This window comes from Kutzneria buriramensis (assembly GCF_003387475.1).
GTDB lineage: Bacteria > Actinomycetota > Actinomycetes > Mycobacteriales > Pseudonocardiaceae > Kutzneria > Kutzneria buriramensis.
This window is the reverse complement of record NZ_QUNO01000001.1, coordinates 846,264-862,565: the sequence shown is the minus strand read 5'-3', so window position 1 is coordinate 862,565 and position 16,302 is coordinate 846,264. Positions and strand designations below refer to the sequence as shown.

Annotated in this window: 11 protein-coding genes; 4 read left to right on the top strand and 7 right to left on the bottom strand. The window is 71.4% G+C overall.

Translation table 11 applies throughout. The features are described from left to right. Positions 1-118: 118 nt before the first annotated feature. On the top strand, positions 119-1,438 hold the full coding sequence (locus tag BCF44_RS56495; protein WP_211352873.1) for a J domain-containing protein: 1,320 nt from the start codon (positions 119-121) through the stop codon (positions 1,436-1,438). Here BCF44_RS56495 and BCF44_RS04135 read toward each other — a convergent pair. Then, a complete protein-coding gene (locus BCF44_RS04135) occupies positions 1,428-4,487 on the bottom strand; it encodes a GH92 family glycosyl hydrolase (RefSeq protein ID WP_116172659.1) in 3,060 nt (1,019 codons plus the stop codon). The genes BCF44_RS56495 and BCF44_RS04135 overlap by 11 nt on opposite strands. Positions 4,488-4,690: 203 nt before the next feature. On the opposite strand from BCF44_RS04135, the gene BCF44_RS04130 reads away from it, so the two are divergent. Further along, positions 4,691-5,620 carry a hypothetical protein gene (locus BCF44_RS04130; RefSeq protein WP_211352872.1) on the top strand — a complete coding sequence of 310 codons (930 nt, stop codon included), beginning with the start codon at positions 4,691-4,693 and terminating at the stop codon, positions 5,618-5,620. Positions 5,621-5,771: 151 nt separating this feature from the next. Here the strand turns inward: BCF44_RS04130 and ahcY are convergent, their stop codons facing one another. Then, positions 5,772-7,244, bottom strand: a complete 1,473-nt coding sequence (gene ahcY / locus BCF44_RS04125; protein ID WP_116172899.1) for an adenosylhomocysteinase — start codon at positions 7,242-7,244, stop codon at positions 5,772-5,774. A gap of 110 nt (positions 7,245-7,354) precedes the next feature. Here ahcY and BCF44_RS04120 point away from each other — a divergent pair, with 110 nt between their 5' ends. Beyond that, positions 7,355-9,571 (top strand): hypothetical protein, encoded by a 2,217-nt coding sequence (locus tag BCF44_RS04120; RefSeq protein WP_116172898.1) that lies wholly within the window; start codon positions 7,355-7,357, stop codon positions 9,569-9,571. Here BCF44_RS04120 and BCF44_RS04115 read toward each other — a convergent pair. Continuing rightward, positions 9,561-10,856, bottom strand: a complete 1,296-nt coding sequence (locus tag BCF44_RS04115; RefSeq protein WP_116172658.1) for a glutamate mutase L — start codon at positions 10,854-10,856, stop codon at positions 9,561-9,563. The two genes, BCF44_RS04120 and BCF44_RS04115, sit on opposite strands and share 11 nt — an antisense overlap. A gap of 98 nt (positions 10,857-10,954) precedes the next feature. Between BCF44_RS04115 and BCF44_RS04110 the strand changes: the two genes are divergently transcribed. After that, a complete protein-coding gene (locus BCF44_RS04110; RefSeq protein ID WP_116172657.1) occupies positions 10,955-11,521 on the top strand; it encodes a hypothetical protein in 567 nt (188 codons plus the stop codon). 12 nt (positions 11,522-11,533) lie between these two features. On the opposite strand, the gene BCF44_RS04105 is transcribed toward BCF44_RS04110, so the two are convergent. From BCF44_RS04105 to BCF44_RS04090, 4 genes are read right to left on the bottom strand one after another with little or no spacing between them, the layout of a single operon-like run. Beyond that, positions 11,534-13,015, bottom strand: coding sequence for an amino acid permease (locus tag BCF44_RS04105; protein ID WP_116172656.1), 1,482 nt, complete (start codon positions 13,013-13,015; stop codon positions 11,534-11,536). A 35-nt stretch (positions 13,016-13,050) separates the two neighbouring features. Next, on the bottom strand, positions 13,051-13,965 hold the full coding sequence (locus tag BCF44_RS04100) for a cation diffusion facilitator family transporter (RefSeq protein ID WP_116172655.1): 915 nt from the start codon (positions 13,963-13,965) through the stop codon (positions 13,051-13,053). 11 nt (positions 13,966-13,976) lie between these two features. After that, on the bottom strand, positions 13,977-15,209 hold the full coding sequence (gene manA, locus BCF44_RS04095; protein WP_116172654.1) for a mannose-6-phosphate isomerase, class I: 1,233 nt from the start codon (positions 15,207-15,209) through the stop codon (positions 13,977-13,979). A gap of 14 nt (positions 15,210-15,223) precedes the next feature. Continuing rightward, complete coding sequence (locus BCF44_RS04090; protein WP_116172653.1) at positions 15,224-16,300, bottom strand: SIS domain-containing protein; 1,077 nt, start codon at positions 16,298-16,300, stop codon at positions 15,224-15,226. Positions 16,301-16,302: the final 2 nt, after the last annotated feature.

The window sequence follows — 16,302 nt, the reverse complement described above, 5'->3', positions numbered from 1 at the left end:
CACCCTACGGACTTAACCGATCGGGTGACGAAACGGCCCAGGTAAAACGGGACTCTGACGCCGAGGCAACCTATCGTGTTCGTACCCGCGCCAGACGTAGCCGCAGATGGGAAGGGCCGTGGGCGGAGTCGACTACTACGAGTTGCTGGAGATCAAGCCTGGCGCCTCCCAGGCTGAGATCAAGTCTGCCCACCGTTCGCTGGTGAAGGTGCTGCATCCCGACGCCGGCGGCAGCCAGATCATGTTCCGGCTGGTCCAGGAGGCGTACGAGACGCTGTCCGACCCGGCGCGCCGCGCCGCGTACGACGCGCGCCGCTCCCGGGGCGTGCCCGAGCAGCGCCGGCCGGCGCCGGAATGGGAGACCTGGGAGGAGTACCAGGAGGAGGCCGCCTACGCCGAGCAGCAGGAGCGCCCGCCGGAACCGCCGCCGAGGCCGGCCGGCTTCGCGTCCGGGCTGAAGGCCATCCCGCTGGAGAGCATCCCCTGGTGGCGGCGGGTCAACCCGGAGGCCAAGGTGCACTGGCGGCCCGGCTTCGGCTGGGCCCAGCGCTGGTTCTTCATGGTCGCCGCGGTGTGGACGGCGCTGCTCGTCGGCACCGTCGTGCCCATGCTGACCAGCGGCTTCTCCTACGTCGCGGTGGTCGTGATCGTGCCCATCGCGTACGTGGCGGTGACCATCGCCGGCAAGGCCACGCCGAAGTTCCTGGCGGTGATCACCTACATCTGGGCCGCCGGCATGGCCGCGATCGGCGCCTACGCTCTGACAGCCGGGCACCTGTACGGCATCGCGGTGGTGCTGCTGGCCGCCGGCGTGTTCGCACTGCCGCCGCTGGGCCGCTGGTACCTGGCGTCCCGCGTGACCGAGCGGATCTTCACGCACGAGTTCCGCACGTTCAACCTGTTCGGCGCGCCGGGCACCCGGCTGCTGCCGTCCGAGGACGAGCCGGTGAAGGACTGCTCGAAGAGCGAGTGGATGACCCTGGACCTGCTGTCCGGCTACCTGGGCCAGATCCCGGCCGCCCGCATCTTCCACGGCCTGGCCTGGCCCGGGTCGTCCAAGGCCGAGGTGGACCACGCCGTGCTGTGCGGCCGGAAGCTGCTGCTCATCGAGTCGAAGCTGTGGCCGGCCGGGCACTACACCAGCGACGGCAACGGCGGCCTGCTGCGCGACGGCGAGAGCTTCGAGGGCGCGTCGCTGCGGCTGAGCCGGACGGTGGCCGCGTACCAGATGCTGCTGCCGCGGGTGCAGGTCGAGGGCATCGTGCTGGTGCATCCGAAGGAGCCGGGCCTGGTGACGTGCCGGATGCCCGACACCGTGCCGCTGGAGGTCGTCAGCCCGGAGACGTTCGTCTGCCACATCGGCGGCCTGCTCGCGGACGAGCCGCCCGTGGTGGAGCGCGACGTGTTCCTGACCCTGCTGGACCAGGTCAAGGCGTAGCCGTTGGGCACTGCCGAACCGCCAGCACGTCCGGACCGGTCACCGTGACGCCGGCCGACGCTATCGTCTCGGCGCTGGCGTCGCCGGCGCCGTCGGAGGACACCCGGAAGTCGGACTGGCCGTTCTCGCGGTGCCCGAACTTGGCGTCCTTCACGGTGACGGTGACGTCCTTCCACGTGCCGGTGCCGGTCTTGGTGACCCGCGTGGCGTCGACATAGGACCGGTTCACCGAGTCGTACTGGATGGTGAACGTGTCCTTGCCGGCGTCCAGGTACCGCACGGTGATCGTCGCCTCGTACGGCCCGGTGCCGGGAACGGCCCGCTGGTCGGCCTGGAAGTACAGGTACCGGTAGTCGCCCCAGTCGTGGGCCTTCACCATCCGGCGACCTGACACTCCGTCGACTTCCACCGGCGTGGTGGCGCCGTCGGCGGCGTACTCGACCTGGGTGAGCCCGCAGTCGGTGTTGGTCGCGCCGAGGGTGGTGCAGCCGGTGGCGGTGTGATCGGCGCCCGGTACGGCGAGGTACGCGGTGGCGCGCTGCTTGCCGCCGAAGTCGACGTGCACGGGGTAGATCCCGTTGGCCAGCGCGGTCATCGTGACGGGAACGCTCGCGGTTCCGTTCGCCGGCACGGAAAGCTGCCCCTGCGTCAAGGACGCCGTCGCCCCCGGCGGCACGGTCAGCTTCCACGGCATCTGAACCGGCTGGTTCGTTCCGTTGCGCACGCCGACCTGGAACGTGTTCTGAGTGGACACCCCCAGCGGCGTCACGAACCCCAGCGGCGTCTCGCCGTCCCGATAGGACCTCGGCGGCGACGCCGTCCAGGCCGTGCCGTCGCCGAGGCTGTAGGTGACGTGACCGCCCCACGCCAGCAGATCGGCCGGCAGCGAGGACTGGTTCCAGCCGACGCCGTTGATCGCCAGCCCCTGGATGTGTGGGCCGACGCCCTGTGCCTCGATCACGATCTGCCGGCCGGTGCCGGTGCGGATGGCCACGTGCGGGAACACCGGCGTGTTCACGGCCAGGTCGGTGGTGCCGGGCGTGACCGGGTACAGGCCCAGTGCGCACCACACGTACCAGGCGGACTGGGCGCCGAGATCGTCGTTGCCGGGCTCGCCGTCGGGCGTGGCGGCGAACAGTTCCGTCTGCACGCGGTGCACCACGTCCTGGGTCTTCCACGGCTGGTCCAGGTAGTCGTACGCCCACGGCACGCTGAACATCGGCTCGTTGCCGGCCCAGTAGTACGGCTGCACCGGCCCGACGTTGAGCTTGGTGAACAGGTCGTCGAGCCGCTGCACGGCGGCGTCGTGGCCGCCGACCGCGCCGATCAGGCCGGCCGTGTTCTGCGGCACCATCCACGTGTACTGGGCGGGATTGCCCTCGGCGAAGCCGGTCGGCGCGAATTGGTCGGGTGGCGGCGGAACCAGCACGGGGCCGCCCGGGAAAGCGCCATCCGCGGCGTGCGGCCGTACGTACCCGGTGGTCGGGTCGAAGACGTGCTGCCAGTTCTGGCCGCGCGCCGCGAAGGCCGCCGCCGTGTCGTCGTCGCCGAGGGCGTCGGCGAACCGGCCGATGGCGAAGTCGTCGATGGCGTACTCCTCGGTCATGGAGACGCTCTCGTCGGCGCTCGACGGCACGTAGCCGAGCCGCTGGTACGCCACCGTGTTGGGCCGCTCCTGGTAGCCCCAGCCGACGCTGCCGTCCTTGGTGGCCCCCTTGACCAGCTGGGCCAGCGCCTCGGCGGTGTCGAAGTTCCGCGCGCCGAAGGCGTACGCGCCGGCGATGATCGGCGCGACCGAGTCGCCGTTCATCACGGCGGACTCGTCGTTGTACACCGGCCACTTCGGCAGCCAGCCGTACTGGTCGGCGTCGTTGACCAGGGACTGCATCATGTCGGACGTCTCGTCCGGGGCGAGCGTGGCCAGCAGCGGGATCTGGCAGCGGTAGATGTCCCAGCCGGAGAAGTTGGCGTACTGGGTGCGGCCGCCGGTGTTGTGGACTTTGCCGTCGAAGCCCGCATAGCTGCCGTCGACGTCGTTGAAGGTCACCGGGTACTGGAACGAGTGGTACAGCGCCGCGTAAAACGTTTTCAGCTGATCCTGGGCACCGCCGCCGATGGTGATCCGGCCGAGGTAGGACGCCCAGCGGGCCCTGGTCGCCGCGCGCGTGCCGTCGAAGTCCCACGCCGGCGCGCCCGCATCGAGGTTGCGCCGCGCGCCGTCGACCGAGACGAAGGAGATCGCCACCTTCGCGCGGACGGTGGCGTCCTTGCCGGTGTCGAAGTCGAGCGTCGCTCCGACTTGCGGGCCGGAGATCTGCGGGCCGGCGATGCCCCGGTCCGCCTCGTCCGGCGGCACGACGGTCGGGGTCGGCGTCGCCCGGCCGCTCCAGGACGACCTGGCGGCGAACGGCCGGTCGAAGGTGATCACGTAGTAGACGGTGTACTTGTTGCCCTGGCCGCAGAATCCGCCGGAGGTCGCCGAGCCGGTGACGGTGTGGTCGTCGGGGAAGGCGACGGTGGCGGCGGTGTCGCCGTTGAGGCTGCCGCCGGCCTTGACCAGCACGTGCGCGGGGGCGTTCGGCGGGAAGGTGAACCGCCCCTGGCCGGCGCGGAGCGCGGTGGTCAGCTCGGTCTTCACGCCGCCGGCGGTCACCGTGTAGTAACCGGGCGAGGCTTGCTCACCTGCGTGGGTGAACGGCTCCTGCAACGACCAGGGGGTCGCGCCGACGTCGCCGCTGACCGGCAGGATCGGCACGTCGCCGAACTGGCGGCAGCCGACCGAGGCGTGCGTGAGGCTGAAGCCCTTGACGGTCTTGTCCTCGTACGAGTAGCCCGCGTAGTGGTCGGCGGTGTCCGGGCTCCACTGGAGCATGCCGAACGGCGTGCTGGGGCCGGGGAAGTTGTTGATCTCCCCCACCTCCGCGCCTGCGGAACCGGTTCCGATCAACGGATCCGTCAGCGCCACGGGGTCGGCGGCCGGCGGCAGGCCGGCGACCGCGGGCGGCGCGAGCAGCGCCAGCGCGATCAGGATGACGACCACAGGGCGCATCGGACCCCCAGACGGTGACAACGATGACAGCGCCGCCGGGCCGTTGTCGCGAGCCCGACAAGTGATCGTCAAAAACCCGGGTGGAAGGCCGCAAGAGGCACACCGGGGAGGTCACCCGGAGGGGCAACTATCAATCACCAAAACGAGTGACTAATCTAGCGTCCACTTCAGACACGGCAGGCCGGGAGATGGGTGGTGCCGCGTTGGCCGGGGACAGCCTCGACGCCGCGAGTGACAAAGTGCACCCGACTGGCGGACTGCCGCCCACACTAGCCACTGCGCTGCGTGATGGGCCATTCCATCAGGCTCTGCACCAGGCGATCACCCACCGGGGCCTGCCCCTGGCGCGGCTGCGCGCGGCACTGGACGAGGCCGGCACACATATCGGGCAGTCCACCCTCAGCTACTGGCAGCGCGGGCTGCGCCGGCCCGAGATGCCGCGCGCCACCGAGGCCGTGCTGGCCCTGGAGCAGGTGCTGGACCTGCCGTCCAACTCGCTGCTCGGGCTGATCGAGCCGATGGGCGAGCACTCGGGGCGGTCGACCAGCCTGGCCGCCGAGGAGTTCGAGGCCGACTTACGCAACCCGCACCTGGACGTGCTGGCGCTGCACGAGGTCGTCACGATCAACGCCGCCCGGACGCGGCGGTCGGTGCTGAGCCGGCTCGTCGTGCGTGGCCGGGCCGAGGGCGCCGACCGGTACCTGGCGCTGCACCCCGCCGACGAGCAGGGGCACGTCGAGCACTCCGCCGTGCACACCGGCGAGGGCTGCCGCGCCGGCCGCATGCGCAAGCGCGGCCCCGACGGCTCCGTCGCCTTCGAGCTGCTCTTCGACCGGCGGCTGCTGCCCGGCGAGACGCTGGTGTTCAGCTACACGGTGATCGACACCGCCGTCGGGCAGACCGGCGGCCACCTGCGGCGCTTCCCGTCCGTGGCCGGCAACTACCTGCTCCAGCTGCGGTTCCACCGGGGCGTGCTGCCGGCGCGGTGCTTTCGGGAGCAGCACGGCGACGACATCCAGCACGAGGAGCTCAGCTACGGGCTGGACGGCGTGGTCAGCGCCTACTTCGAGCCGGTCGACTGCGACCGCGCCGGCATCACCGTGCACTGGGGCTCGGCCGCCGGCGGCAGCTGACCACAGCTCGCCGCCGGCAACCTACGCGGGTTCGCGCCGGTGCCTGGACCGCGGGCTCAGCTCGATCGAGTCTTTCCATCGATCGAGCTGAGCCAAGGGAAGGCACCGGCTTAAAGGCGAACCCGCACCGCGCGGAACGCGCGGCAAAAACTCAGTACCTGTAGGCGTTGGGCTTGAACGGCCCTTCCACGTCCACGCCGATGTACTCGGCCTGCTCCTTGGTGAGCTTGGTCAGCTCGCCGCCGAGCGCCTCCAGGTGGATCTTGGCCACCTTCTCGTCGAGGTGCTTGGGAAGCACGTAGACCTCGTTGTCGTACTCCTTGTACTTCGTGAACAGCTCGACCTGGGCGATCGTCTGGTTCGAGAAGGAGTTGGACATCACGAAGCTGGGGTGGCCGGTGGCGTTGCCCAGGTTGAGCAGCCGGCCCTCGGACAGCACGATGATCGACTTGCCGTTGGGGAACACCCACTCGTCGACCTGCGGCTTGATGTTGATCTTGCGGATGCCCGGGACCTTGGCCAGGCCGGCCATGTCGAGCTCGTTGTCGAAGTGCCCGATGTTGCCCAGGATCGCCAGGTGCTTCATGTCGGACATGTGGTGGGCCATCACCACGTCCTTGTTGCCGGTGGTGGTGATCACGATGTCCGCGATCGGCAGCACCGTCTCCAGCTTGGCCACCTGGTAGCCGTCCATCGCCGCCTGCAGCGCGCAGATCGGGTCGATCTCGGTGACGATCACCCGCGCGCCCTGGCCGGCCAGCGACTCGGCCGCGCCCTTGCCCACGTCGCCGTAGCCGCAGACGACCGCGACCTTGCCGCCGATGAGCACGTCGGTGCCGCGGTTGATGCCGTCGATCAGCGAGTGCCGGATGCCGTACTTGTTGTCGAACTTCGACTTGGTCACCGAGTCGTTGACGTTGATCGCCGGGAACAGCAGCTCGCCGGCGGCGGCCATCTGGGTCAGCCGCAGCACGCCGGTGGTGGTCTCCTCGGTGACGCCGCGGATGCCCTGACCGATCTTCGTCCACTTCTCGGTCTCGTTGTCCAGGCTGTTGCGCAGGACGTCGAGGACGACCTTCCACTCCTCGGAGTCGTCCTCCTCCGCCTGCGGCACCACGCCGGCCGCCTCGTACTGGGTGCCCTTGTGCACCAGCAGCGTGGCGTCGCCGCCGTCGTCGAGCAGCATGTTCGGGCCCTGGCCGTCCGGCCAGGTCAGCATCTGCTCGGTGCACCACCAGTACTCGGGCAGGGTCTCGCCCTTCCAGGCGAACACCGGCACGCCCTTGGGCTCCTCCTCGGTCCCGTGCGGGCCGACGACGATCGCGGCGGCCGCGTGGTCCTGGGTGGAGAAGATGTTGCACGAGGCCCAGCGCACCTCGGCACCGAGCGCGACGAGCGTCTCGATGAGCACCGCGGTCTGCACGGTCATGTGCAGCGAGCCGGAGATGCGCGCGCCCTTGAGGGGGTACACCTCCGAGTACTCCCGGCGCAGCGCCATCAGGCCGGGCATCTCGTGCTCGGCGAGCCGGATCTCCTTGCGGCCGAACTCGGCCAGCGACATGTCCGCGACGGCGAAGTCGACACCATTGCGGGTTTGCAGCTTCGGCGGGGCGATCGCCGTCATCGTGGGATCCTCCAGAACCAGTTGGTCGTCGGCAATGCACACTAGTCGGTCCGCCACGCCGGAGGTTCAGACGCGGGTCAAGAGCCGGTCGATGGCCCAGGATGGCCCCCGTGCTGATAGCAGGACCCGACACCCGTGTCATCGAACTGCGGGTGCACGGTGTTATGGGGACCACACCGGAATCACTGGTCGACGCGGTCGTCGCCGTGGACGTCGCGGGTGACGGCGTGGGCCGTCTCGTGCGCCCGGCGGACCGGCTGCGCAGACCCGCGCCCGGACCCGTGCTCCAAGCGGGTGGTCGTCCCGTGCCGCGCACGGTCGAGGGATACCTGTGGAGTGCCATGACCTCCGGTGGCGCGGCCAAAGCCGCATGGGCGCTGCTGCTGCCGTTCTCGCTGGCCAACATGACGCACTGGATGCTGCCGCCGACGGGCCGGGTGCTCGGCGGCACACTGCGATCCCTGGTGCGGCTGGCGGCGCTGGTGCTGACGATGCTGCTGGTGACGCAGGTGACGGTGGTGAGCCTGGATCTGGTCGCCGGGCAGTGGCTGGACCAGTTCTCGCAGCTCAGGCCGTGGCGGGCGCCGATCGGGCTGGCGCCGGTGGTGGTGATCGTGGCCGTGCTGCACAAGCTGTCGGCCATCGACTGGAAGGTGCTCGGGACGCAGCCGACGCCGCGTCGGGACCTGTTGCCGGGCACGCGCATCGCCGCCGACCCGGACGCGCCGGCGTTGCATGTGCTGCACGCCACAGCGGGGCTGGCCTGCGCGGCGCTGCTCGCGGTGGGCGGCCCGTTCGGCCCTTCGTCGGATCGGGTGACGACGGCGTGGATCGTCGCCTGGGTGCTGATCGGCGCGAGCGTGCTCATCACGTTGGCGCTGGACGCGCCGACCGAGGGCCGCTGGTTCAAGCCGTGGGCCCGGCGGACGCTGGTCGTGCTGACGCTGCTGGAGCTGGCCGCGGTGGCGGCGCTGACCCCGATGCCCAGCAACGGTCTGCATCTGCCCGGCACGGATCCAACCGTGGAGTCGATCGTCGCCGTGCTCGGGTTGACGTGCATCGCGTTCGGGCTGGTGTTGATCCCGGCGGCCGTGCTGGCGCGCGGCGGCTGGTCGGAGCTGCCGGCGTCGCTGCGGCCCTGGGCCGGCGGCTGGATGGCCGCGCCGGTGCTGGTCATCGCGTCGCTGCTGGGCGGCGGGTTCGGGGCGGGCGTGGCGATCACCGTGCAGAAGGCGCTCGGGGACGACTCGTTGCAGCTGCCGCCCGGATATCGTTACGTGACAACGCTCTGGGGCGTGGCCGCCGTGCTGGCGGTGGTCGTCGCGCTGATCGGCGCGGCGGTGTTCGTGCTGCCGCGAGGGAAGAAGCCGGTCGAGATCCCGTTGCTGCATCAGGGCAAGCCGGAGGATGCCGAGCCGGCGGCGAAGGCGTGGCGGGCGGCGCGGCTGCGGCGCAACCACGGCCACCACGCGGTGCTCGCGACCGCCGGCGTGCTGTCCGCCGGCGCGGTGGTGTCCGTCCTGATGCAGGTGCGGGGCGTCGACCTGCCGTGGTGGGCGCAGCCCCTGCCGGGCATCGGGATCACCGCGCTCGGGGCGTTCGCCCTCGGGGCCCTGCGGCAGGTGTACGTCGCGACGAAGTCCCCCGACGCCGCTCGTCAAGTGGGTCTGCTCAACGACATCGCCGGGTTCTGGCCGCGCGAGGCGCATCCGCTCGTGCCGCCCTGCTACGCGCTGAAGGCGATTCCCGAACTGGTCGCCCGCGCGCGGGAACACCTCGCCGAGCCGGGTGCCCGCGTGGTGCTGGCCGGGTACAGCCAGGGCAGCTTGCTCGCCGCGATCGCCGTGGCCCGGCTGCTGGACACACTGCCGGCGCACGAGCGGGAACGCGTGGGTCTGGTCACCGCCGGCTCGCCGCTGCAATGGGCGTATCCACGGGCGTTTCCGGCCATCGTGTCGCACGATTCGTTGGCGGAGCTGGCAAAGGCGATGGGCGGCCGCTGGCGCGCGGTCTGCCGGGGCACCGACGCCATCGGCGGCGGCGTCACGACGTGGGATCGGCAGGCGTTCGACGGCCAGCTACTGGGTGTCGGGTTCGAGGGCGCGCTGCCGGCCGCCGAGCGCAGCGCCACCGGGGCGCTGGTGCTCGGCGGCGATCACTGGCTGCCCGATCCGCAGCGCGGGCCGATCGCCGGACGCCGTTGGCGGCCGGGCATTCTCCGGCACAACGACTACACCTCCGACCCGGAATGGGACCGCGCGATCGCGGCCGCAGCCGGCCTGGACGTCGCCGAGCCGCCGCTGACGCTGTGGAACTTCAAGCACTGAAGTGGTTGTCCAGCAACGCATCGGCGGTCTCGGTGTGCCCGGCGTCGGCCAGCAGGCCGGCCGGCGCCAGCACGTAACGTCGATCGACGACCACGTGGGCGTTGCGCAACACCGGCCGTAGCACGGAATCCGCCCGCAGCCGGTCCTCGATCGCCTGGAGGCGTTCGGGGGTGGCGTGCCGGAACACGCCGCCGGACAGCACGAGCAGGCCGGCGCCCTTGGGCCCCAGCTGGCCGTCGACGAGCCGCAGGTGCCGGCGGACCGCCAGCACCGCGGCGAGTCCGGCCAGGGCGGCGTCGGTGTCGCGGCCGTGCTCGTCGTCCGGGATCCAGTCGACGTTCGCCGCCCGGTGCCGCGCCTCCTCGATCGCCGGCGGGTCAAGGCGTTCCACGTGCGCCTCGGCGATGATGCCCGGCGCGGACCAGCGCATGCCGAGGTCACCCTCGACCGTGCGGCGATCGGCCGGCAGCGCCACCGTGCGCTCCATCGCATTTTCATCCACAGTGGACACCGCCGAGTAGACGTCCGTCGTCGCGCCGCCCACGTCGACCACGAGCACCGCGCCCGCCTCGCGCTTGGCCAAGATCGCCGCCAGCCGCGAGACTCCGATGAGCACGGCGTCCGGCGTCACCGCGCGGACCAGGTTGCGGAAGGCGTGTCCTTTGGACAGTCCCTTACCGCCGATCACGTGCCGCAGGAACAGCTCCCGGATCGCCGCCCGCGCCGGCCCGGGGGCCAGCTCGCCCACGTCCGGCAGCACGTTGTCGGTCGCCACCACGGTTCGTCCGGTCGAGTGCAGCAGCGCCTCCGCCTCGGCCCGGGCCTCGGCGTTGCCCGCCAACACGATCGGCGGCCGCAGCCGGTTGGCCGCGATGCGCTTCGCGTTGTGCAGCAGCACGCTCCGGTCGCCACCGTCGGTGCCGCCGGCCAGCAGCACCAGATCCGGTTCGGTGGCACGAAGTTCACGAATAGCCGCGCCGTCCAGTTGCCCCGCAACCACATGCACGATCTTGGCGCCGGCCGACAGCGCCACCCGGTAGCCGGCTTCCGCGCTCACCAACCGTTCCTGGCCCACGACCGCGAGCCGCAGGCCGCCGCCGGCGCTCGAACACGCCAGCACCGGGACGCCTTGAGCGCCCAACCGGGTGGTGACCGATGCAATCCCATCAAGCACTTCCGGCGGAGTGGTGGGATGTTGTGCCGTCCCCACAAGGGCGCCGTCCGATGCGACCAGGGCGCCCTTCGTCCAGGTCGAACCGATGTCCAGGCACAGCAGCGTGCTCATAACAGACAAGCTACGTTGTGCCCGCGCACTGGCGTGAACGCGGGCGCTGCCTCATTCTGTGTGTGGAAGATCACCTTCCCCGCTCGAGGGAGGTCGCCATGCTCGCCGAACGCCAACCCACCTGGACGTTGCAGATCGGGGTCCGACCGGACGTCCGCACCGCCCTCTTCCTCCGGGACGTGCTCGCGCTGAGCGTGCCGGACGACCCCTACCCGCTGACCGACCCGTGGGTGCCGGTGCTGCCCGCGCCGGGGGTGGACCGCGCCGCCGTCGAGGCCGAGTGGCTGCACTGGTTCGACGGCGTGCTGGACGGCATGCCGATCGGCGACGACCGGTGGATGTCGCGCTGGCCGGCGGTGTGCCGGGCGCTCGGCGCGCTGATCGAGCCGATCCGGCAGTGGGACGCCCAGCTGACCCGGCACGAGCTGCGGCACGGCCGGCACCGGGACAGCTCCCGGATGTGGATCACCGATCTCGTCAGCGACGTCGGCACCGAGCTGGAGCGGGCCGTCCGGCCGTTCCACCTGACCATCACCGAGCTGCCGGTCCGCGGACAGTTCTGGATGCGGCGCGGGTTCAACCAGGTGCTGGCCTCCCCCGCGCTCATCGACAACACCGCGGCGTTCAGCTGGGCCCTGCGGCCCGTGCTACGCGAGATCGCCTGACCCGCGCGGGCGTCAGACCCTCGCCGAGGCGGCGAGGGTCGACTTCCGCACGCCGTACGCGAAGTAGACGACCACGCCGATGGCCATCCAGATGACGAACCGCACCCACGTGAAGACGGCCAGGTTCAACATCAGCCAGAGGCAGGCCAGCACGGCCAGCACCGGCACGAGCGGCACCAGCGGCGTGCGGAAACCGCGCTGGAGGTCGGGCCGGGTGCGGCGCAGCACGATCACGCCCAGCGACACCAGCACGAAGGCGAACAGCGTCCCCACGTTGACCATCTCCTCCAGGTCGCCGGAGGGGAAGAAGCCGCCCGCGATGATCACCGCGACGACGACCAGCACGGTGGCGCGCACGGGCGTGCCGTGGCGGCCGGTCCTGGCCAGCCCGCGCGGGATGAGGCCGTCACGGCTCATCGCGAACAGGACCCGGGTCTGTCCGAGCAACAGCACCATGACCACGGTGGTGAGGCCGGCCAGCGCGCCGATGGCGATCACCGTCGCGGCCCAGTGGACACCGTTGTCGGCGAAGGCGGTCGCCAGCGTCTTCTTCACGCCGTCGGCGCCGGTGGCGAGCTTGGTGTACGGCTCCATCCCGGTCACCACCAGCGACACCGCCACGTACAGCACCGTGACGATGGCCAGCGAGCCGAGGATGCCTCGCGGCACGTTGCGCTGGGGATTGCGCGTCTCCTCGGCCGTGGTGGCAACGATGTCGAAGCCGATGAACGCGAAGAACAGCACCGAGGCGGCGGCCAGCAGGCCGAACACGCCGAAGGAGCTGGAGCTGCCGCCGGCGATCAGCGAGAACAGCGACTGGTTCAGGGATCCGGACGACGACGGCTGGGACGGCGGGATGAACGGGGTGTAGTTCGACGCCTTGATGTACCCGATGCCGACGATGATCACCAGCAGCACCACCGCCACCTTGATCGCGGTGATCACCTGGCTGAACCGCGACGACAGCTTGGTGCCGACGGCCAGCAGCGTGCCCAGCACGAGCACGATCAGCACGGTGCCCCAGTCGAAGTCGACCGACCCCAGCGCGACGACGGTCGGCACGTCCAGCCCGAACAGGGCGAACACCTGCGACAGGTACGCCGACCAGCCCTTGGCGACGACGGCCGCGGCCAGCGCGAACTCCAGCACGAGGTCCCAGCCGATGATCCACGCGACGAACTCGCCGAAGGTGGCGTACGAGAACGTGTACGCGGAGCCGGCGACCGGCACGGTGGAGGCGAACTCGGCGTAGCAGAGGGCGGCCAGCCCGCAGGCGATGGCGGCGATGACGAACGAGATCACCACGGACGGCCCGGCGACGTTGCCGGCGGTGCTGGCCGTCACGGTGAAGATGCCGGCGCCGATGACCACCGCGACGCCGAACACCGTCAGGTCCCACGCGGTGAGGTCCTTGCGGAGCTTGGTCTCCGGCTCATCGGTGTCGGCGATCGACTGCTCGATCGACTTGGTCCGCCATAGGCCGCTGCCCGCCATGCACCCTCCCAGACTCCGTTGTCGGTGCTCCGACCCTACCGAGGAGTCCTGTCAAGATCGGGTTCCAGGTAGATGAGACGGGCCGCCGGTACCGCGGATCGCACCCGAACCTCCGCCTCGTCGATGGACCGGGCGACGTCGGCGACGGAGTCGGTGCCGTCGAAGGCGAGCTTGGCGGCGACCAGGATCTCCTCCGGCCCGAGGTACTGGGTGCGGATGTGGATCACCCGCTCCACGTTGCCGCCCTCCAGCTCCCGCACGATGGTGGCCAAGAGCTCCGGGCCGGCGCCCTCGCCGATGAGCAGGCTCTTCATCTCGATGATCAGCACGACCGCGATCAGCCCGAGCAGCGCGCCGATGGCGATGGTGGCGATGCCGTCCCACACGGGATTGCCCGTGACCAGCGACAGCACGACTCCCAGCAGCGCGAACACCAGGCCGAACAGGGCCCCGGTGTCCTCCAGCAGCACGATCGGCAGCTCGGGCACCTTGGCCTGGCGGATGAACTGCCACCAGGTGGCGCTGCCGCGCAGCTCCCGCGACTCGGCCATCGCGGTGCGGAAGCTGTAGCCCTCCAACAGCACGGCCAGGCCGAGGATCACCACGGCCACGATCGGCGCGTCCAGGGGCTCCGGGGCCTCCACCTTGTGGACGCCCTCGTACATGGCGAACAGCGCCCCCAGCGTGAACAGCAGCAGGGCGACGACGAACGAGTAGAAGTACCGGTCGCGGCCGTAGCCGAACGGGTGCTCGGCGTCCGCCTTGCGCTGCGAGGTCCGCTTGCCGAGCAGCAGCAGCCCCTGGTTGGCGGTGTCGGCGACCGAGTGCACGCCCTCGGCGAGCATCGACGACGATCCCGTCACGGCGAAGCCCACGAACTTCGCGACCGCGATGCCGGCGTTGGCGCTCAGCGCGGCGACAATGGCTTTGGTACCGCCCCCTGCTGACATGGGACAAAACCCTAATTGGTGGACGAACCGACCCCGGCAGTGGCCCGGAACACCGAGGCCGGCAGGCTGGTCGGCACGACGTCCACGGCCGGGTCGGCGGCGGCCAGCCAGGCCGACTCGCCGCGGCCCAGCGGCAGCTCCACGCCGTCGTCACGGCGCAGCGTGACGGCCCCGTCGATGCAGATCAGCACCTGCGGCCCGGGGTGGTCGATCCGCACCGGGGTGGCGTCCGAGGACCACTCCAGCCGGGACAGCTCGAACTCGGCCGCCGGCGTCCGGTAGACGAAGTCGTGCGGGGCGACCTCGTCGCCGGTCTGCACCGGCATCCGCCCGTACGAGAAGTCCAGCACCCGCAGCAGCTCCGGCACGTCCACGTGCTTGGGGGTGAGCCCGCAGCGCAGCACGTTGTCGGAGTTGGCGAGGATCTCGATGCCGGTGCCGCGCAGGTACGCGTGCGGGTTGCCGGCGGGCAGGTAGATCGCCTCGCCGGGCTGGAGCACGATCCGGTTCAGCAGCACGGCGGCCAGCACGCCGGCGTCGCCGGGGTAGGCCTCGCCCAGCTCCAGCACCGTCCGGCACTCCAGGTCGAACTCGCCGTGCTCCTTGACCTGCCGCACGCACGAGTCCAGCAGTTGCGGCAGCAGTTGCTGGAGGGCCTGCTGGGGCAGGGTGATCCAGGTGGTGAACAGCGCCCGCAGGCCGTCCGCGTCGGGCTGGCCGGCCAGCAGCTCGGTGTAGTGGTCCAGGCCGGGGGTGTCCAGGCCGCGCAACAGCCGCACGGTCCGCTCCGGGTCGGCGAAGCCGGCCAGGGCGTGGAACTCGGTCAGCGCGCAGATCAGCTCGGGCTTGGCCGTCGGATCCGGGTAGTTGCGGTTCTTGGCGTCCCGCGGGATGCCGGCGGCCTCCTCGCGGGCGAAGCCCTCGGCGGCCTGCGCCGCGGACGGGTGGGCCTGCAGGCTCAGCGGCTCATCGGCGGCCAGCACCTTGAGCAGGAACGGCAGCCGGCCGCCCCAGCGCTCGGCCAGCGCCGGGCCGAGTTGGCCGTCGGGGTCGGCGGCGAGCACGTCGAGCAGGGACCGTTCGTCGCCGTCCGCGTCGACGAGGCGGGACGGGCCGCCCGGGTGCGCCCCCATCCACAGCTCGGCCTCCGGGTGCGGGGCCGGCACGGGCTTGCCGAGCAGCTCAGCGATCGCGGTGCGCGAGCCCCATGCGTAGGGGCGCACCGCGTTGTGCAGCAACTCCACTCGTCGTCACTCCCTCACACGGCGGCCGGGGCGAAATACCCGGGGCCGCCGATGGTGCCGGCCGCGAGCCCCAGGTAGAGGGCGGCCAGCTCGAAACGCAGGGCAAGCACCGCGGCGCAGGTGGCATCGCCGCCGGAGACCTCGTCCAACCGGATCACGTCGGCGCCGGCCATCGTCGCCTCGGCCGTGCGGCGCATCGCCTCGGCGGCGTCGCTGCGGCCGACGGCCAGCAGCAGCACCCGGGGCTGGGTGGGCTGCTCGTCGTCCGGATCGGCGAACAGGTCGCTGCCGGAGCTGGACTGGACGGCGGCGCGGTGCAGGGCCGCGCGCCCGATGGCCTGCTGGTAGCCGGCCACGTCGCTGACCAGGCCGGCGTGGCTGGCCAGCACGAACGCGGCGTGCCAGGCCACGGCGGTGGCCGCCGGGTCCAGGCCCCACAGCAGCGGCGTGCGGTCGGCGACGCGCAGCGCCAGGCTCTTGGCCGGGTTCACGAACGACTCGTGCATCGGGTGGTCCCGCTCGGCCTCGCGGTCCAACTCGTCGGCCAGCTCGGCGATGTCCGTGCGGAGCAGCCCGAGCGCCCCGACCACGACCAGGCCGGCGGCCAGCGCGCGGGCGAAGCCGAAGCCGGTCGGCACCGGCACGCGCGGCGGCAGCAGCACGCCGCGCCCGGCGGCCGCGGCCGCCACCGGCCCGTCCGGCGGGGCCGTCACGACCACGCGCGCGCCGCGCCGGGTCGCCCGGTCCAGGGACTCCGCCAGCACCACGTCGCCGGGGTCGTCGGTGTGGGCGATGACCAGGTCCAGGGCCCCGATCCAGCTCGGCACCGCCTCGGCCAGCACCACCGGCACCGGGCACGCCGGCGTCAGAAGGGCGGCCAGCAGCTGCGCGGCGGCCACGCCGATGCCCGGCCGGGTCACCAGCACCAGGGCCCGCGGGCGCTCGTCGGCGAGCCGCCCGACGCCCGCCTCCTCGGCGGCCTCCGCGACCGCGCGCACCTGCGCGCCGGACATCGCGGCGGCGCGCAGCAGCCCGCCGCTGTCGGTGTCGGCCAGCCGTGACGGGTCGTCGAGCAGGGTGTCGTCGAGCACGT

What these genes read in the sequence shown, in the direction of transcription:
- BCF44_RS04100 (WP_116172655.1), bottom strand. Translation starts at nt 13,965, where the DNA reads ATGTCAGCAGGGGGCGGTACCAAAGCCATTGTCGCCGCGCTGAGCGCC.
- BCF44_RS04105 (WP_116172656.1), bottom strand. Translation starts at nt 13,015, where the DNA reads ATGGCGGGCAGCGGCCTATGGCGGACCAAGTCGATCGAGCAGTCGATC.
- BCF44_RS04115 (WP_116172658.1), bottom strand. Translation starts at nt 10,856, where the DNA reads ATGAGCACGCTGCTGTGCCTGGACATCGGTTCGACCTGGACGAAGGGC.
- BCF44_RS04135 (WP_116172659.1), bottom strand. Translation starts at nt 4,487, where the DNA reads ATGCGCCCTGTGGTCGTCATCCTGATCGCGCTGGCGCTGCTCGCGCCG.
- BCF44_RS04110 (WP_116172657.1), top strand. Translation starts at nt 10,955, where the DNA reads ATGCTCGCCGAACGCCAACCCACCTGGACGTTGCAGATCGGGGTCCGA.
- ahcY (WP_116172899.1), bottom strand. Translation starts at nt 7,244, where the DNA reads ATGACGGCGATCGCCCCGCCGAAGCTGCAAACCCGCAATGGTGTCGAC.